The following is a 17,141-nucleotide window of genomic DNA, read 5'->3' on the forward strand; positions in this document are numbered from 1 at the left end:
CATGACGGACACGACGGCCAAGGCGAAGGACGCACTGACCGATGTCGCCACGAAGGCCATAGGGGCCGTGGCGCCGAAGAAGATCATCGAACCGATGGTCGAACTCTGGGCGCACGGCAAACGGACTCCCGTATATCGGCGTCCTGACGAGGTGGGGTTGGCATACGAGGACGTGTTCTTCCCCGCCATGGACGGCCTGACGTTGGAGGGCTGGTTCATCCCCGCCGACTCCGACCGGTTGATCATCCACAATCACTTCCTGCCGGGCAACCGCTATGGCTACGCGGGCCACCTCGACGGTTTACAGGACTTCGGCGGGTTCGAGGTGAGTTTCTTGCCCGAGTACAAGGCTCTGCACGATGCCGGTTACAACATCCTGTGCTACGACCTCCGTAATCACGGCCTCAGCCCCGACGGCCACGGCCGCACCGTCGGTATCGGCCTGCTCGAATACCGTGATGTGATCGGCTCGATCCGCTACGCGAAGTCCCGGCCCGACACCGCGAACATGACCACCGGATTGCTGAGCGTGTGTCTGGGGGCGGATTCGACCTTCGTGGCGATCGACAAGCATCCCGGCGAATTCACCCACATCAAGGCGATGATCGCGTTGCAACCCATCTCGGCTCGCGCGTTCGTCGAGCGCACTATCGTCGAAGGCGCAGGCATCGACAACGGCGTCGAGCTGTTCGACCAGGCGTTGCACGCCCGTACCGGCTTCCACGTCGACGAGCAATCGCCGATTCCACGCGCCGCGTCGGTGCGTATGCCGACGCTGGTGGCGCAGGTACGGGACGACACGTTGACTTATCCGTCCGATGTGCAGGCGATCTACGACAACATCGCCGCCCGCGACAAGAAACTGCACTGGATCGAAGGGACCGACCAGCGCTTCCGCGGATACAACTATTTCGGCGAGCGCCCCGAAGTGATGCTGGATTGGTTCGACTCGCACATGAAGTAGAAGCACGCCCCCGCAGCACCGGCCGGGTGGTGGCGAACGCTCGCGATCAAGAGCTCTCTTCCTTGGCGTCCTCCACCACCCAGGCAGCGATCTGGGCGCGGGAGGTGAACCCGAGTTTGGTCAGGATGTGCTCGACGTGGCCTTGCGCGGTCCGCTGGGAGATGACCAGTGCGGTGGCGATCTGCCTGTTGGTGAGGCCTCGGGAGACGAGATCGGCGACCTGACGCTCGCGTTTGGTCAATTCCGCGGCTCCCGAGGCGGAGGTCGTGACAGCGGGCTGTTCACCCAGTGCATAAGCCGCTGCGGCGTCCATCTCCATCGCCAACCCCCGCCGACGGGCCGCGTCGAATCGGCGTTCCCCGAGCGCTCGCCGCGTTCGCTGCTCGCATTCGCGGTGGAAGCGCAACATATTCGGGAAGACACTCGTGGCACTGCTTCCGGTCGGCCACACGCTTTCGGCGGCTCCCAGCAGAACGGCCGCGCGCTCCGCGTCGCCCGAATCGACAGTCCACGCCAGTGTCTCGAGGGCGAACGCGGCCACGAAAGGGTTGCCCAGGCGCTGGTTGACGCGCAGCGAGTCCTCCAGCAATGCCCGTGCGCGGTGATGGTCGCCTTCTTGCCAGGCGACGACTGCGAGACCGCGCAATGCGGCCGAGCGATGGAGTAGTTCGCCGGAGGACTCCGTCACGGCGAGGATCTGCCGGTAACAATCTGTTGCCTTGGCGAAGTCGCCGCCCAGCTCGTATGCCCAGCCGAGCAACGCCAGGGCGTGGAGCCGCAGGTTCTCGGTGCTGCCCGGCCCGAGCGACCGCAACGACCGCTCGAAGGCGGACGTCGCGTCGGCGGCGTCGCCCCGGGCGAGTGCGAGTGCCCCCTCGGAATAAGCGATGCGCGCCAGGGTCAACGGGCTCGGCGATCGCTCGGCGAGCACCCGCCCCTCCTCCAACAGAACGGTCGCCGCCTGGAAATCACCTTGTGCAGCGGCCAACTGGCTGTCGGCACGCAGTGCGTTGACGCGATCGGGTACTGATGAGGCGCGTGGGTGGGCCAGGGCTCGGTCCAGCCAGGACCGGCCTTCCCCGTACATGCCGCGGAAGTTCCAGAAATCGAACATCGCCGCGGCCATAGTCATCCCGCCGTCTCCGGCCGCGCCGGTCTCATCGGAGAGAAACGATTCGAGCGCTTCACGCATGTTCGGTTGTTCGCGGTCGAGCCGGGCGACCCAGTCCGGCGCGCGTGCGCCGACCCACTCCGCGTCCCAGTCCAGCGCCAACTGCCGATACCACTGGCGGTGCCTGCGGCGCAGGTTCTCCTCCTCGCCGGACACCTGCAGTTTCTCCCGGCCGTAGTCGCGCAAGGTCTCGAGCATCCGGAAGCGCACGACGGTGTCGAACTCCTCGCGGATCAGGATCGACTTGTCTACCAGGGACGACAGCACGTCCAAGACGGTGTGCGGCGCGAAGTCGAAGCCGCATATCCCCTCGGCGGCGTCGAGTTCACAGGTGCCCGCGAACACCGACAGCCGCGCCCAGAAACGCCGCTCCGCCGCGGTGCACAGCCCGTAGCTCCAGTCGACACACCAGCGCAGCGTCTGCTGCCGGGCCGGTGCGGTGCGGCTGCCCCGGGTGAGAAACGCGTAGCGGTCGTCGAGCCGTTGCAAGATCTGCTGCGGCGACATCGTGCGTATCCGGGCCGCAGCCAACTCGATCGCCAGCGGCAATCCCTCGAGCCGGGCACAGATTGTGGCCACCGCGGTTTTGTTGTCCTCATCGAGTTCGAAGCCGGGCAGCGCCGCGGCGGCGCGATCGGCGAACAACGTCACCGCGTCGAAGCGCGGCAACCCCCGCAGCGACGGTTCCCGGTCCGGATCGGGAACCGTCAGCGGAGACACCCGTAGCACAGCCTCGCCCTCGGCATTCAGCGGCTCGCGGCTGGTCACCAGGATCCGCAGGTCCGGACAGGCGCGCAAGAACGTCTCGGTCAGCTGGGCGACCGCATCCACCAGCTGCTCGCAGTTGTCCAATATCAGGAGCAGCTCCCGCGAACGCAGAGACCCGACAAGCGTCTCGAGCAGCGCCTCCGCCGAATCGTCCCGCACATTCAGGCTCGCCGCCACCACTTCGACCAGCAATCCGGGATCGGAAACGTCGGCTAGTTCGACCGACCACACCCCGTCACGGAAGTCGCGCCGCGCACTCGAGGCGGCGCGCAGGGCCAGCCTCGTCTTTCCGACGCCCCCGCTTCCGGTCAACGTCACCAGCCGCGACGTCGTCAGCAGATTTCGCACCTCGGACACCTCGGTGCGCCGACCGACGAAACTGGTCAACTCCAGCGGCAAGCTGCCTTCGCAGCTTCGCACGCCGGATGTGCTTGCCATGGCGGGTGTACTCACCTCCCGGCGTGTCCGCAGCGGCTTATCGGCCGGAAAACACGACCGCGCGGTCGAACCGATACGTGGAGCGGATACCACCCGCGACCGCGGAACAAACCGTTCGTTCGGTCTACCGGGCCGGCACAAGCACCGCCGCTTCGGCCAGGAAGCACACCGCGCCGCCCGCCCGCTCGCATGGCAGCGATACTCGCGGCGGTGATGAGCGGGCCCGCGGCGCCTCGCTCCGTGTTCCGAGCCGATCAGCTCAGGTGCTTGCGGAAGAACGGCACCAGGTTCTCCAGCGCGACACCGGTCGGGCCCGGCTTGTCGTACAGGTCGTAGTGCGACGCGCCCTCGACCACGACGAGTTGCTTGTCCTTCGACGCGGCGCGACCGTACAGCTCCATGCTGAGCCGCTGCGAACCGAAGGCGCCGACCTTGTCGCCGATCACGACGCACAGCGGCTGGGTCAGGAAGACCTCGACGCGGTCGTACGCATCCCAGTCGGCCAAGGCAGCCTGACGACCGAAGTTGAAGCTGGTCTTACCACCAGGGGCTTGACCGCGATCGGTTTTGTAGTACTCCGTGGCCTCGACGACGTCGACATCCGTGATACCCGCCTGCTTCGCCGCGTCGACCGACGGAGGCAGCAGATCGTTGATCACCTGGGCCTGTCCGCGAGCCTCCGCGGTGCGCTGCGCGGCGATGGCCTCGAGCATGCCCATCGGGTTGTACTCCGAGAAGCCCTCTCGCATCAGCCGGCCGACGTTGCTGCCGACGACGGTGCCCAGTGCCTTGATCCGGCGGTCGATCTTGGTGGCTGCCACGGCGTAACCCGCTCCGCCGCAGATCGCGAGCACACCGATGTTGTCCGCGTCGACGTAGGGCAGGGCGACGAGGTAGTCGATCACAAAGCTGAAGTCGCTGGTCCGGAAACCGGGATCCTCGACCGACCGCGGATCGCCACCGCTTTCACCCTGGAAGCTCGCATCGAAGGCGGCCACCACGAAGCCCGCCTCGGCCAGCGCCTTGCCGTAGACGTTGCCCGAAGTCTGCGCCTTGCAGCTGCCGGTCGGGTGGGCGGAGACGATTGTGGGATACACCTTCGACTCGTCGAAACCCGGTGGGAAGTAGATATCGGTCGCGATGTCCCAGGCCCAGCCCTTGACCGGCACGGTGTTGATGTTTTCTGCCATGATTCCTCTCCTGCTCTCGACGCTACAAAGACGAATCTATGAGCGTTTCCGCAGCTCGGGCAGGGTGGAACGGCGCATAGGAAGAATCCTTCCCAGGTATCGAATGCGCTGATCGCGCCGATCGCCGTGGTGGCGCGGAAACCGCGCCGATGCCCTCACCCGAGCAGCGCCTGCGGGCTGTGACCCAGCCCACCGACTCTGGTTGACAACATAATATATAAAACATAGTGTTCTCGATCACATCGTAGCCAGAAAGGCAGGTCGAACTCGAACAGCAGCAGCGGACCGACATCAGGGGTCCGTTCGCTGAAACATCCACCCGAAAGAACAAGGAAGTTCAGATGAGGATCAGCACCGTCGTCGCCACCACCGTGGCCGCCGCATTCACCGCCGTCGCCGGAAGCGCCGGCGCCACTCCGGACAGCCCGGACGCCGTCGGTTTCACAGCGACCGTCGTGGGCGACCGAAGCGTCATCGAGACCGACGCGGGCTCGCTTGCGGTGGACAACGACATGTTCGAAGTCAAGGCCGCCGACGGAACCGTCCTCGCCGCGACGTCGTTGCGATTCCGGGTCGACGAGTTCGAATTTCCCATCAGCGCGGAGGTCGCCGGTCGCACCGCCACCTTGACACCCCGGTTCGATCTCGAGCACGCGGTGTACGCACCGGTCGCCCTGCCGTACGAGGACAAAGCGCCGTGGAAGAACGAGTACGACCGTGAACAGGCCGCTTGGAGCCGCATGACCAGCACCATCACCATGGGCGCCACGCTCGGCACCCTCATCGGCGGCCTCGGCGGCGGCGCTGTGGGCTGTGTGCTCGGCGGAATCGCCGGCGCGACGATCGCCGCGGCCACGATCGCCGGCCTCTTCGGCCCGTTCATTCCCGCCGCCGCGGTCGGCTGCCTCGGCGGGATCGTCGCCGTCGGCGCGCTGGGCACCATCGCCGGACAATTGTTCGTCACGGCGCCCATCGCCGCCGTCGCCGTCATTCAATATCTGTCTACCGTGAATTCACCGCTGCCGGGGAAGTGATCGGCCCTGCCGAAGCCGGGGGTCGATGCTCCGATCTGGCGGGTGGAGCATCGACCGTCGTGCATTCCTGCCGCCGAACTGCGACAGAGCGTCGAGCACCGACTGCGACGCCGTGCAACGCCCTGCTTCGGCCTGGTGTAGTAGTCGGCGCTGATCACGGAGCGTCGCCATCTTTTCTTCCCGCCACAGTCGGCGCCCAGAAAGCCGCCCGTCTTGAACAGGCATGGGAACGTGGCACCGGCATCAGCTGCTTCGTCAGCGTCGGCAATCAGGCCGCGCTCGGCGGGCCCACCCGAGCACTGCCCACCGAAATCGGTTGCAGGCGAGACCCGATGGATGGCCCGACCCACACTGGCGTCGTCACCGAAGGCCGATCTCGCGACCGGGCCGCTGCGTGTTGTGACGGCGATTCGAGTGCTCGTCCCGGCATGCCGGGCCGGGAACTTCGCCTTCCGGGCCCGCTAACCCGCAGTCGTCAATGAATGTGACACCTTTCACGGCGAATCGGAGACTATCGGCGCGCGCAACCGGGACCAAGTGAATATTTCCGAATTCCGGGTTCGAAAATCGTGAATTGACCGCTGCGGCAGCCGGTGCGAGCATGCGTTTATCAGGTATCACAAGGGGTCACCCGGTTGGCCCGGGCGAATTCTCCGAGGGAGTCATCGATGTTGACACGGGGCGCGGTGCTGCGCGAATCACCGGGAATCTACGAAATCGTCGAAATGGAACTCGACGATCCGCGACGCGGGGAAATCCGGGTCAGGATGGTGGCCAGCGGCCTGTGTCATTCCGACGATCATTTCGCCACCGGCGACCAGACTCCCGGCATACTGCCTATCGCGGGCGGGCACGAGGGCGCCGGCATCGTGGAGGCGGTCGGGCCAGGGACGACCGGCTTCGCCGAGGGCGATCACGTGGTGTTCTCCTTCCTGCCGGTATGCGGCCGCTGCCGGTGGTGCGCGAAAGGGTTACAGAACCTGTGCGACCTCGGCGCGTTCCTGGCCACCGGCGCCCGCTTCGACGACCCGACCTCGTTCCGGCTGTCGCTGGGCGGTGCGCCGGTCGGGCAACTCGCCGGGCTGGGCACGTTCTGCGAGTACGTCACCGTGTCGGTGTCCTCGGCCATCCGCATCGATCCCTCGATCCCCCTGGATGTCGCGGTGCTCGCCGGCTGCGGTGTCGGCACCGGGTGGGGCGCGGCCGTCAACTCCGCGCAGGTGCGCCCGGGAGACGTCACCATCGTGATGGGTGTCGGCGGCATCGGGATCAACGCGGTCCAGGGCGCCGCCCAGGCGGGCGCGAGCGCGGTGATCGCGGTCGACCCCGTCGCTTTCAAGCGCGAGTCGGCGCGGAAACTCGGTGCCACCCATGCTGTCTCCTCCATCGAGGAGGCCGAGGAACTCGCCCGCTCCATGACCAACGGCCAAGGCGCGGACTCGGCGATCGTCAGCGTCGGCGTGACCACCGGCAAGCACATCGGCCAGGCGCTGCAGGCGGTGCGCAAGGCGGGCACCTGCGTCGCCGTCGGCCTTGGCGACACCTTCGTCAAGGACGGCGACATCGACCTGCACCAGCTCATCCTGTTCCAGAAGCGGTTGCAGGGCTCGCTTTTCGGCGCCTGCGCGCCGACCGCCGACATCCCCGCCCAACTGGCGATGTACCAGCAGGGCACCCTGAAACTCGAAGAACTCGTCACCACCCGCTACGCGCTCGAGGACGTCAATCAGGGCTTCGAGGACATGAAGGCGGGCCGTAATCTGCGCGGCATCATCATTCACGAGGGCTGACCGTTACGCACCCTGCGCTCCTCCGGATCGGCCGCCGCATTCGGCTTCGACGCGTTTCATCCGGCCGAGCGACTGCTGACCCAGCGGCTGCTCGTCGTGTGCGGGATCGAGCCGTTCTTCTCCGCACACCCGTGCCCTTGAACGCGATGGCCGGTCCGTTTCGCCGGGTCGGCCATCGCGGCCGCGTGTGGTTACAGATCGTCGGGCGACACAGCCGGTGGGCGGTGGCGCTCGGCCTCGGGGCCGGACGTGATCGGCGCGAAGTTGGCACCCGGCAGGAGCAGGTGGCCCGCGTCGACGGGCAGCGCGACACCGGTGATCTGCTCGGCCAGGTCCGAGAGCAGGAAGACCACCGCGTTGCTCACGGCCTGTGACGGCAGCGCGGTGCGGCCGGCAAGAGGGGCATAGCCGTAGATGGCGTCGAGGGCGATCTTGCGGTCGACCGGTTCACCCGGGGCGACGAACAGCTTGTGGCCCATGGAGTTGTCCCAGATCTTGGTGTCGATCGCGCCCGGGCACACCGTGTTGGCGCGTACGTTGTGCGGGCCGAGCTCCAGGGCGGTGTTCTTGAGCAGGCCGATCACGCCGTGCTTGGCGGCGATGTAGGAGGTGTAGCCGGCCGTCGCCTCGAGGCCACCCACCGACGCGATCGCCACGATGGCTCCGGCCCTGCGCTCGACGAAGTGCGGCGCGACCGCTTTGATCGTGCGGAACACGCCGCCGAGGACGGTGTCGACGACAACCTGGAACTCTTGCTCACCGGTCTGCCAGCCCGCGGGGCCGAGGTCCCAGACACCGGCGTTGGCGACCACACCGTCGATACCGCCGAGGGTGTCCACGGCCTGGGCCACCGCCGAGTCCAGGTCGTCCTGGCTGCGCACGTCCCCGACCACGGTGAGCGCCCGGCGGCCCTGCTCCTCGACGAGTTTCCTGGTCTTGTCCAGATCGTCTTCGGTCGCCAGCGGGTACTTGACACCGGGGACCGGTGCGGCGATGTCGAACAGGACGACGTCGGCGCCCTCACGCGCGGCGGTCACCGCGTGCGAACGGCCCTGTCCGCGTGCGGCTCCGGTGATGAAGACGACTTTGCCGTCGAGTGTTCCCATGACGATTCCTTCGGTTCGATTTCGAGAATTCGCCGCAGGCACGGCGAAAAGATCGGGCAGGCGGTTCCGGACATCGGCGGATTCACGTGAGGCGCGTGCCTGGATTCGACAGTAGAGAGACGTGGGGCACAGCAGTGTCCAACATCTTGGACACTAACGTCGGAGACGGCCGCCACCACTTCATTCGCACCGAAGCGCGTCTTTCCCGATCGCCCATTGGCTTTCGGCGTCGCCGAGGTTACGTTCGTTCTGCCGGGCCACACGATATACCGCAATATGCAGGCGGATCGGGGGCGCGTCGACGACCTCGAGCGTATTCAGGCGATCGCGCCGTCTGCGCGCAGCTCGGCCATGGCCTCGGCACTGAATCCCCAGTCGCCGAGCACCTCGTCGGTCTGCTCGCCCGGCGGCGCGGGTGGGCGCTGGATCGCGCCGGGTGTGCGACTGAATCGGGGGCCCGCGCGGGACGCTCCTGGGTTCACTCGATCCGCAGTGCCCGCATCCGGTTGTAGAGGGTCGACCGGCTGACGCCGATCGCGCGGGCGGCCTGCATCCGGTTCCCGCCCGCCGCCTCGAGCGCGCGGACGATGATCTCGCGCTCGGCGCTGCGCAGCGGGGTCTCCCGCCTGCGGGGAGCCCGGTGTGAGGCGGGCAGGTCGGCGGGGGTGATGTCTCCGGCCGAGCGCCGCTGGGCGACCGCCCGGACGATGCGGTCGAGTTCGGTGAGGTTGCCCGGCCACGGCTGATCCGCCAGCACACGCAAGGTGTCGGGGGCGAGCCGGACCCGGCCCGCTACGGCGGTGGTGTCGAGGATGCGGCGGGCCAGCACCGGGATGTCCTCGCGCCTGCGCCGCAGGGGCAGCAGCTCGCGCCGGCTCGCGCACAGGGCGTCGAGCAGGGTGGGTACCCGCGCGGGCTCCGTGCCGGGCACGCAGGTGAGGACTACCGAGCGTGGTGTCCGGCGCAGCCAGCGTGACAGCAGCGTCGTCACCGGCTCGGACACCAGGTGCGCGTGTTCGACGATGACCGGCGGACCCGCCGATTCGAAAATGCTCGCGGCCTCCGCCGTCCAGGTCCGGGTGCCCTGCACCAGGACATCGGCAGCGTCGAGGATCACAGCGTCCTTCCCGCGCTTCGGTGGTGCGTCCGGACCCGGGCTCACCGATAACGAGGTACGGGAAGGCGACCGTGTCCGTAGCGTTCGCGTGGCCGGAGCGGTCGGCGGGAACGAGGTCGACCAGGACGCCGTCGGCGCCGTCGATGGGCGAACATCGAACCTCGACCGTGCGGCCGGAACTCAGGGTCAACCGGCCGGGTTCGGGGTCGGCGCGGTGCAGTTCGGCGTAGGTGCGCAGGACCGTGTGGTCGGTGGAGTCCAGCAGGCTCAGCGCGGCGGGTGTCGCGAGCACGACCTCTCCGGCCAGGGCGATCACTGCCCGCCCGCGGCGGCGAGACGCGCGCTGGAACGCCTCGAACAACGCCGCCTGCCCGGGCCGGGAGTCGCCGTTCAGCCGCTGTTCGATCTCGCGGACCAGGCGGCGCCCGAGCTGGGGGTAGAGCCGATGGTCGGAATCGGCCGCACCACCCACGTCCAGCACACCTATCACCCGTCCGGTGACCGGGTGCAGAATCGGCTGCCCGTAGCAGGTGAATCCCTGCAGCGCCCGGTTGTAGTGCTCGTCGCCGCGGACGAGCACCGGCACGCGCGCCTCCAGCGGTGTTCCGACCGCGTTGACGCCGACGAGTTCCTCGCTCAGTCGCGCGCCGGGAACGACACCGAGGTCGGTGAGTGGACCCCACAGTCCGGGCTCGGCGCTGCGGACGTCGATCAGCTGGGCCGTGCGGTCCGCAAGCGCCATCACCACGGGCGCCCCGTCCAGATCCGCGATGGCCCGGTCCAGGACCAGGAATGCGGCTCTGGCCAGACTCACCTCCGGATCAGGCGGTGTCCCGACGATGACTGGCACGTCGTCGCGCACGCCGTACAGGCGCGATCGCCGCCACGCAGTCGCGATCGTGTCCGAGAACCGGGAATACTCCGATACACGTGTTGCCACTCGCATACCTCACCGCCTTGTTTCGCGGACCCTGACGGGTGCCGGGTCAGATCGTGGCGTTCTCCGCGAAAACCGGACTGGCCGAGACGAATCCGGTGAATTCCAGTTTCCGGATCTTCCAGGCCCCGTCCTCGACCACGAATTCGAAGTCGTAACCGCCCGAGAGCAATTGGTGACTGCCGTCGGCGGTCAGCCGGAAATAGAAGACATCGGTTTTCGCGGTGGCGCTCCGACCCTGCACCTCGATCACCGGGTTGGTGATGTGATGGTGGCACTGCGGGACCTGCCGCCAGACCTTCTCCACCAGTTCGCGGACACCGTCGATGCCGTGACCTTCGCCCCGGGGCAGCAGATAGTCGGCGTCGGCCGCCCAGATGCTCAGGAAGGTGTCGGGATCCTTCTTGTCGATGCCGTGGCAGTACTTCGCCATCAGCGTCTTGATCTCCTCGATGTCGACCAGCCACTGGGTCCGCGTGGCGAGATCGGGCGCTACGTTCGTCATGCGCTGTCCCTTTCTGGAATCGCCCGTCGCCTAGAAGGTGGCGGTCTCGAAGACCACGAGGCCGTCGCGCACGTGGTCGGTCTCGGTGCCGGAGCGTCCGTTGCCGAGGTCGAAGGCCAAGTAGACGTATTCGCCGACCGCTTCCTTCCGGGTGAAGGTCGGCGTCGCGGCGGTGTCGATGCCCTCCGGGGTGGCCGCCAGGATCGTGGCCAGGAATTCCTTCATCGCGGGCTTGCCGACCAGCGGTGCCGGGGCGAGAGTCGTGATGATCACGGTGTCCTCGGAGTAGTCGGCGGCGATGGTGTCGATGTCCTGGCTGGCCATCGCGGCGATGTGCCGGTCCACGACCGCCATCGATGCTGCGGACACTGCGTCCATGTTTTCGTCCTGTTCTGTTCGATTGTGTGGGTCAGCGGTCGAGCACGGTGACGACCGATTTGGTCTCGAGGTATTCCTCGATGGCGTCGGGCCCGTTCTCCCGACCCCAGCCCGACTGCTTGTAGCCGCCGACGGGCATCTGCACACCGCCCGCGCGGTGGATGTTCACGCCGATCCGGCCGGCCCGCAGCCGCCGGGCCACACGGTGTGCCAGGGCGACGTCGCGAGTCCACACGCTGCCCGCGAGCCCGTATTCGGTGTCGTTGGCGGCGGCGATCGCCGCGTGGAGGTCGGTGAAGGACATCACGGCCAAGACCGGTCCGAAGATCTCCTCACGGACGATCTCCATGTCCGGGGTGACGTCGGCGACGACGGTGGGCGCGTAGTAGAAACCACGCTCGCCCAGCCGTTCTCCGCCGGACACCACCCGAGCCCCGGCGGCGCGCCCCCGCTCGACGAATCCGGCGACGCGTTCGAGCTGCCGGGCCGAGACGAGCGGTCCGAGCACGGCGTCGGGATCGGTGCCGTAACCGACCTTCATGGCCCTGCCCTGTTCGGCGATCGCGGCCACCAGTTCGTCGTGGATCGACTCGTGCGCGAAGAGCCGCGTGCCCGACGTGCAGATCTGTCCGGAGTTCCAGAAGATACCGAGCGCGATACCGGCTGCCGCGGCGGCGATGTCGGCGTCGGGCAGCACGATCACCGGGGACTTGCCCCCGAGTTCGAGCGATACCCGCTTCAGGTTTCCGGTCGCGGCGGCGACGATCTTGCGACCCACCGCGGTCGAACCGGTGAAGCTGATCTTGTCGACCGCGGGGTGCTCGGCCAGCGCCGCCCCCGTGGGACCGAACCCGGTGACGACGTTGACCACTCCGGCGGGCACCCCGGCCTCCAGCAGCAGCGCGGCCAGCGCGAGGGCACTGAGCGGCGCTTCCTCCGACGGCTTGAGCACACAGGTGCAACCCGCCGCCAGCGCGGGCGCGATCTTCATGGACATGGCGATGAGCGGCGCGTTCCACGGCACGATCATCGCCACCACGCCGACCGGTTCCTTGTAGGTGGCGCCGAGCATCCGCCGTTCGGCCGGACCGAGATCGGTGGTGCTGCCGTGGATCTTGTCGGCCCAGCCGGCGTAGTACCGGAACTGGTTGACCGCCTCGGCCACCATGAGCGCCGCCTGCGAGACCGGCATGCCGACATCGCGGCTCTCCAGCCGGGCGAACTCCTCCGCACGGGCGGCCAGCAGATCGGCCGCCCGCCAGAGCACCACGCCCCGCTGGGCGCCCGACAGTCCCAGCCAGCGCTCGTCGTCGAATGCCTGCCGCGCGGCCAGGACCGCGCTGTCGACGTCGGCGGACGAGGCGTCGGCGATCTGTCCGATCACCTCTTCGGTACCCGGATCGAGCACCTTGAACACGCCACCCCCGGCGGCGGGGACCCACTCACCATCGATGAGCAGCCGCCCCACCACCGCCTCCACGGAGGTCACCGCGACACTCACGCGTGCTCGTGGATGTAGGGAACCGGATGCGGGATCTTGGTGCCCGCGGGCGGGCTCTGCACCGCGTCCGGATCACCGGCGACCAGTTCGACCAGGTAGCCGTCCGGGTCGGCGACCATGGCCAGGCTGACCGGCCCGAAGTCGGTCGGTTCCACCTTCATCCGATAGCCCGCGGCCTTGATCTCCGCCGCAGCGGTGTGCACGTCCTCGACGACCAGTACCAGCGGCGCGTAGCCGGGAACCGGTGCGGGAGCGGGCATGATGTCACCGTTGAGCAGCACCAGGGTGCGCACGCCCGCAGAGTCCTCCAGCATCACCTCGGTGATCTCGGGGTCAACGAATTCGAGGACGGCACCGGGCTTCTGATCGAACAGTGCGTAGAACGCCAGGGACCGTTCCAGGTCGCGGACGATCAGCTTGAAGTTGGTGAACTCACCTTTGATCATCGATCTTCTCCGAGTACTTCGTTATGCGAGAGAGGGTGTGCGAGGGCACTATTCGGCCGAGCGCGGGGTGCCGAGGACCAGGCCGTAGGCGCGGCGGCTCACATCACCGGACAGGTCGATGGTGACGCCCTTGTCCTGAGTGAACTCGTCGAGCGCGTCCGGGCCGAGCTCACGACCGGTGCCGGACTGCTTGAAGCCGCCGAACGGCAGGTACTGGGAGATGTTGTGGAAGTCGTTGATCCACACCGAACCCGCCTCGAGCTGCCGGGCGACCTCGAGCGCGCGCTGGTTGTCGCGGCTCCACACGGCCGCGGACAGGCCGTATTCGGTGTCGTTGGCGATCTTGATCGCCTCGTCCTCGGACTCGTATTTCAGCACCGCCAGCACCGGGCCGAAGATCTCCTCGCGCGCGATGGTCATGTCGTTGGTGACGTTGGTGAACACGGTCGGCTCGACCCAGTAGCCACGCTCGAACTCCGGACCGGTCGGCACGCCGCCGCCGATGACGACGGTCGCGCCCTCGGCCTTGCCCTTCTCGATGTAGCCGAGAATGCGCTCCTGCTGGGTCTTGTTCATGACCGCGCCGATGTCGGTGGCCGGGTCGAGCGGATTGCCCTGCTTGAGGGTCTGCAGCCGCTTCACCAGCCGGGCAACGAACTCGTCGTGGATGGACGACGGCAGCAGCAGCCGGGTGCCGGACTCGCAGGCCTGGCCGGCGTGCAGCAGGAAGGCGTAGATCGAACCGTCCACGGCCGCATCCAGATCGGCGTCGTCCAGGACGATGTTCGGGCCCTTGCCGCCGAGCTCGAGCAGTACCTTCTTGACCGTGCCCGCCGCGTCGGCCATCACCTGACGGCCGGTCGCGGTGGAACCGGTGAACGACACCAGCCGCACATCCGGGTGCTTCACCAGGCGGCCGCCGATGTTCGGGCCGTCGCCGACAACGACGTTGAAGGCGCCGTCGGGCAGCCCGGCGTCACGGAGCAGCGCGCCGAGTTCCAGGGCGAAGATGGGGGTCTTCTCGTCGGTCTTGAGGACGACGGTGTTGCCCGCGGCCAGCGCCGGGATCGACTTCCACACCGCGATGACGGCCGGGAAGTTCCACGGGACGATGCCCGCGCACACACCGACCGGCTCCTTGCGGATGAAACTCGCCGAGAGCACCTGGCCGGTCACCGGGCCGGAACGCTCCCATTCGTAGGTGCGGGTCAGTTCGGCGTAGTGGCCCAGGTGCATCAGCGGGAAGCCGACCCCGATCGCGCCGGCCAGCCGCACCGGCATACCGGTCTCCCGGGCGCTCAGGGCAGCGAGCTCCTCCATGCGCACGCTCAGCGCCGCGATCACCCGGTCGATGACCGCCGCGCGCTCGGCGGGCGGGGTGTTGCGCCACACGCCGGACTCGTGCGTCCGCTTGGCGGCCGCGACCGCCGCGTCGACCTGTTCGGGAGCGGCGACAGCCACCGTCACCACGGTCTCCCCGGTCGCCGGATTCACCACCGGAATGCTGGTGTCGGTATCGACCCACGCACCGTCGATGAACAACCGGTAATGCGGCACACCGTCACGGTCGACAGCGGGAGTTTCGGGCAGAACGGCAGTCATTTTTTCACCTCGATATTTCTCGGGAATTCGCCGTGACAACGGCGAGGGCGGGGGAATGGAATGTGGCCAGTCTTCGACAGTAGAGAGACCCAGACCACAGGAGTGTCCAAATTTCGGACACTTCCATCGGACACGTCAGCGGCCCGAGACAAGCAATGACGCGGCCGAGAACAGCAGTCCGGTTCCGAGCGGCGTCGACCCGTCCGGAGTCAGGACACCGTCGGGCGCGATGCGGCAGCTGCGCAGGGTCACCGCCGGGATCGGCTCGGCGCCGAACAGGTCGACGGCGTAGAGCCTGCGCCCGTCGCCGGAGACGAGCACCTGACCGGGCATCGTCCCGGCCGCACCGCCGACATACGGCGAACCGGGCAGGGTTCGCAGCGCGCCGCCGGGCAGGACCTCGAAGCCACTGACATCGTTGGTCATGGCATTGGGTGTGTAGAGGTAGTGGCCGTCGGGGCTGAGTCCGATCCCCCGCCGGACAGCGTGCCTGCCGGCCCGATACCGACGGCCTCACCGCCCGGCGACGGTGCACCGTCGGGTCCGATCGAGTAGGCCCGCAAGTGCGCGCCACCGTCGGTGCTCGGACCCGTCGTCAGCACCAGATGCTTGCCATCGGGTGAGAGGTTCATGCCCAACGGCGCCTCCGGCACCGGTACGGGCGATCCGGGCACCGGGGTCAGGGCACCGTCGCCACCGATCGCGTAGGCGCGGATCGCGGCGACCGGGGTCACCGTGATCACGTACAGGAACCGGTGATCGGCGGAACTCTTCACCGACAGCGTCTGGAACGCCTCCGACCGGGAACAATCACAACTCGCCGGTGACCGCGGTCACTTCAACTCCGGCGAATCGGCGCTTGACGACTCGTCACTGGGTTCCGTTCCGGAAAGGAATTACGCTCGATACAGCATGATTCGAAAAGGATGTATTCATGACCGGACCGCTCGACGGCGTGCGTATTCTCGACCTGACCTCCAATTTCATGGGCCCGTTCGCGACATTATTGCTCGCCGACATGGGTGCCGATGTGGTGAAGGTCGAATCCACCGCGGGCGACACCACCCGGGGAGTGGGTCCGCGGCGCAACCCCGGCATGGGCGCGATCTTCCTGCACCTCAACCGTAACAAGCGCAGTCTGGTGCTCGACCTGAAATCGGAGCAGGGCAATGCGGCACTCCAGCGGATGCTCGGCTCGGCCGATGTCCTGCTCTACAGCCTGCGTCCCAAGAGCATGGCGCGCCTCGGCCTGGCCTACGAGCGGGTCCATGAGCGCAATCCGCGGCTGATCTACTGCGGCGCTTTCGGTTTCGGCCAGAACGGCCCGTATGCCGACCGCCCCGCCTACGACGACCTGATCCAGGCGGCGGTCGGCATGCCCGTCCTGCAGAGCCGCAAATCGGGGCCGCCCACCTATATCGCCACCGCCATCGCCGACCGGGTGGTGGGCATGGCGGCCGCCAACGCCATCACCACCGCGCTGTATCGCCGGGAGCGCACCGGTCACGGGCAGGAGGTGCAGGTGCCGATGTTCGAGACCTTCGCCCAGTTCGCTCTGGGTGACCATCTCTACGGCCACACCTTCATCCCCTCGATCGGCACCTCCGGCTACGCCCGGATGATGAACTCCGATCGCCGCCCCTACCGCACCCGCGACGGCTACCTGGGCGTGAACGTCTACACCGACAAGCACTGGCACCGCTTCTTCGCCCTCGCCGGCCGGCCCGAGATGTCGGAAGATCCCCGCTTCGCCGACATCGGCGGCCGCACCGAGAACATCGGCCTGCTCTACGGTTTCCTCGCCGAGGTGCTCGAGACCAGGACGACGGCGGAATGGGTGCAGCTCCTCAACGAAGCCGACATCCCCGCCATCGAGATGAACACCCCCGAAACGCTGCTCGACGATCCGCACATGAAGGATGTCGGGTTCTTCATCGAGGAAGAGCACCCGACCGAGGGACTGCTGCGATCACTGGGCATACCCCAGCGGTGGAGTGAGGACACGCCCGAATTCCGTTGTCCCGCACCGCGGCTCGGGGAGAACTCGGTGCAGGTGCTGCGCGAGTACGGGTTCGCCGGCGACGAGATCGACCGGCTGGTCGCCGACAGCGCCGCCTACACTCCGGAAACACTCGCCCGGCGGTCGTGACGACAACAGGAGGTCAGCCCGCCGATCGGGCGGCGGCGCGGCGGG

General features: G+C 67.5%; 16 protein-coding genes. 4 read left to right on the forward strand and 12 right to left on the reverse strand.

Annotated features, from left to right (window positions below):
- Positions 1 to 94 precede the first annotated feature (94 nt).
- Positions 95 to 964, forward strand: coding sequence for an alpha/beta hydrolase family protein (locus ACFV2O_RS10390; RefSeq protein WP_379251908.1), 870 nt, complete (start codon positions 95 to 97; stop codon positions 962 to 964).
- A 46-nt stretch (positions 965 to 1,010) separates the two neighbouring features.
- Here the strand turns inward: ACFV2O_RS10390 and ACFV2O_RS10395 are convergent, their stop codons facing one another.
- Together ACFV2O_RS10395 and ACFV2O_RS10400 are read right to left on the reverse strand one after the other, a co-directional pair.
- Entirely contained in the window at positions 1,011 to 3,341 is a 2,331-nt protein-coding gene (locus tag ACFV2O_RS10395; protein WP_379251592.1) for an ATP-binding protein, read from the reverse strand.
- Positions 3,342 to 3,595: 254 nt separating this feature from the next.
- Positions 3,596 to 4,531, reverse strand: a complete 936-nt coding sequence (locus ACFV2O_RS10400; RefSeq protein ID WP_379251593.1) for an alpha/beta hydrolase — start codon at positions 4,529 to 4,531, stop codon at positions 3,596 to 3,598.
- Positions 4,532 to 4,872: 341 nt separating this feature from the next.
- Between ACFV2O_RS10400 and ACFV2O_RS10405 the strand changes: the two genes are divergently transcribed.
- Both ACFV2O_RS10405 and ACFV2O_RS10410 read left to right on the forward strand, forming a co-directional pair.
- The gene (locus tag ACFV2O_RS10405; protein WP_379251594.1) at positions 4,873 to 5,565 is read left to right on the forward strand and encodes a hypothetical protein; all 693 of its coding nucleotides are present in this window, start codon (positions 4,873 to 4,875) and stop codon (positions 5,563 to 5,565) included.
- A gap of 668 nt (positions 5,566 to 6,233) precedes the next feature.
- Positions 6,234 to 7,355, forward strand: coding sequence for an NDMA-dependent alcohol dehydrogenase (locus tag ACFV2O_RS10410; RefSeq protein WP_379251595.1), 1,122 nt, complete (start codon positions 6,234 to 6,236; stop codon positions 7,353 to 7,355).
- 191 nt (positions 7,356 to 7,546) lie between these two features.
- Here ACFV2O_RS10410 and ACFV2O_RS10415 read toward each other — a convergent pair whose 3' ends face one another.
- The 10 genes from ACFV2O_RS10415 to ACFV2O_RS10460 all read right to left on the reverse strand — a co-directional run bounded on the left by ACFV2O_RS10415 (position 7,547) and on the right by ACFV2O_RS10460 (position 15,723).
- Positions 7,547 to 8,461 (reverse strand): mycofactocin-coupled SDR family oxidoreductase, encoded by a 915-nt coding sequence (locus ACFV2O_RS10415; RefSeq protein WP_379251596.1) that lies wholly within the window; start codon positions 8,459 to 8,461, stop codon positions 7,547 to 7,549.
- A gap of 317 nt (positions 8,462 to 8,778) precedes the next feature.
- Positions 8,779 to 8,943, reverse strand: a complete 165-nt coding sequence (locus ACFV2O_RS10420) for a hypothetical protein (protein WP_379251597.1) — start codon at positions 8,941 to 8,943, stop codon at positions 8,779 to 8,781.
- Complete coding sequence (locus ACFV2O_RS10425; protein WP_379251598.1) at positions 8,940 to 9,578, reverse strand: helix-turn-helix domain-containing protein; 639 nt, start codon at positions 9,576 to 9,578, stop codon at positions 8,940 to 8,942. Before ACFV2O_RS10425 ends, ACFV2O_RS10420 begins: the two co-directional genes overlap by 4 nt.
- Positions 9,579 to 10,564: 986 nt before the next feature.
- Positions 10,565 to 11,020 carry a nuclear transport factor 2 family protein gene (locus ACFV2O_RS10430; RefSeq protein WP_379251599.1) on the reverse strand — a complete coding sequence of 152 codons (456 nt, stop codon included), beginning with the start codon at positions 11,018 to 11,020 and terminating at the stop codon, positions 10,565 to 10,567.
- A gap of 30 nt (positions 11,021 to 11,050) precedes the next feature.
- Positions 11,051 to 11,398, reverse strand: coding sequence for a nuclear transport factor 2 family protein (locus ACFV2O_RS10435; RefSeq protein ID WP_379251600.1), 348 nt, complete (start codon positions 11,396 to 11,398; stop codon positions 11,051 to 11,053).
- 31 nt (positions 11,399 to 11,429) lie between these two features.
- A complete protein-coding gene (locus ACFV2O_RS10440; protein WP_379251601.1) occupies positions 11,430 to 12,899 on the reverse strand; it encodes an aldehyde dehydrogenase family protein in 1,470 nt (489 codons plus the stop codon).
- The gene (locus tag ACFV2O_RS10445) at positions 12,896 to 13,345 is read right to left on the reverse strand and encodes a VOC family protein (RefSeq protein ID WP_379251602.1); all 450 of its coding nucleotides are present in this window, start codon (positions 13,343 to 13,345) and stop codon (positions 12,896 to 12,898) included. The genes ACFV2O_RS10440 and ACFV2O_RS10445 overlap by 4 nt, the downstream gene beginning before the upstream one ends.
- Before the next feature lie 48 nt (positions 13,346 to 13,393).
- The gene (locus tag ACFV2O_RS10450; RefSeq protein ID WP_379251603.1) at positions 13,394 to 14,947 is read right to left on the reverse strand and encodes an aldehyde dehydrogenase family protein; all 1,554 of its coding nucleotides are present in this window, start codon (positions 14,945 to 14,947) and stop codon (positions 13,394 to 13,396) included.
- Between the two features lie 135 nt (positions 14,948 to 15,082).
- On the reverse strand, positions 15,083 to 15,373 hold the full coding sequence (locus tag ACFV2O_RS10455; protein WP_379251604.1) for a hypothetical protein: 291 nt from the start codon (positions 15,371 to 15,373) through the stop codon (positions 15,083 to 15,085).
- Positions 15,370 to 15,723 (reverse strand): hypothetical protein, encoded by a 354-nt coding sequence (locus ACFV2O_RS10460; protein ID WP_379251605.1) that lies wholly within the window; start codon positions 15,721 to 15,723, stop codon positions 15,370 to 15,372. The genes ACFV2O_RS10455 and ACFV2O_RS10460 overlap by 4 nt, the downstream gene beginning before the upstream one ends.
- A gap of 158 nt (positions 15,724 to 15,881) precedes the next feature.
- On the opposite strand from ACFV2O_RS10460, the gene ACFV2O_RS10465 reads away from it, so the two are divergent.
- The gene (locus ACFV2O_RS10465; protein ID WP_379251606.1) at positions 15,882 to 17,096 is read left to right on the forward strand and encodes a CaiB/BaiF CoA transferase family protein; all 1,215 of its coding nucleotides are present in this window, start codon (positions 15,882 to 15,884) and stop codon (positions 17,094 to 17,096) included.
- Positions 17,097 to 17,141 lie beyond the last annotated feature (45 nt).

The sequence above is a fragment of the Nocardia sp. NPDC059691 genome (genome assembly GCF_042733915.1).
GTDB lineage: Bacteria > Actinomycetota > Actinomycetes > Mycobacteriales > Mycobacteriaceae > Nocardia > Nocardia sichangensis.

Excerpts from the sequence above, each read along its gene's own strand:
- ACFV2O_RS10435 (WP_379251600.1), bottom strand. The coding sequence starts at position 11,398 with ATGGACGCAGTGTCCGCAGCATCGATGGCGGTCGTGGACCGGCACATC.
- ACFV2O_RS10400 (WP_379251593.1), bottom strand. The coding sequence starts at position 4,531 with ATGGCAGAAAACATCAACACCGTGCCGGTCAAGGGCTGGGCCTGGGAC.
- ACFV2O_RS10395 (WP_379251592.1), bottom strand. The coding sequence starts at position 3,341 with ATGGCAAGCACATCCGGCGTGCGAAGCTGCGAAGGCAGCTTGCCGCTG.
- ACFV2O_RS10455 (WP_379251604.1), bottom strand. The coding sequence starts at position 15,373 with ATGACCAACGATGTCAGTGGCTTCGAGGTCCTGCCCGGCGGCGCGCTG.
- ACFV2O_RS10390 (WP_379251908.1), top strand. The coding sequence starts at position 95 with ATGGTCGAACTCTGGGCGCACGGCAAACGGACTCCCGTATATCGGCGT.
- ACFV2O_RS10405 (WP_379251594.1), top strand. The coding sequence starts at position 4,873 with ATGAGGATCAGCACCGTCGTCGCCACCACCGTGGCCGCCGCATTCACC.
- ACFV2O_RS10465 (WP_379251606.1), top strand. The coding sequence starts at position 15,882 with ATGACCGGACCGCTCGACGGCGTGCGTATTCTCGACCTGACCTCCAAT.
- ACFV2O_RS10450 (WP_379251603.1), bottom strand. The coding sequence starts at position 14,947 with ATGACTGCCGTTCTGCCCGAAACTCCCGCTGTCGACCGTGACGGTGTG.
- ACFV2O_RS10430 (WP_379251599.1), bottom strand. The coding sequence starts at position 11,020 with ATGACGAACGTAGCGCCCGATCTCGCCACGCGGACCCAGTGGCTGGTC.
- ACFV2O_RS10410 (WP_379251595.1), top strand. The coding sequence starts at position 6,234 with ATGTTGACACGGGGCGCGGTGCTGCGCGAATCACCGGGAATCTACGAA.
- ACFV2O_RS10415 (WP_379251596.1), bottom strand. The coding sequence starts at position 8,461 with ATGGGAACACTCGACGGCAAAGTCGTCTTCATCACCGGAGCCGCACGC.
- ACFV2O_RS10445 (WP_379251602.1), bottom strand. The coding sequence starts at position 13,345 with ATGATCAAAGGTGAGTTCACCAACTTCAAGCTGATCGTCCGCGACCTG.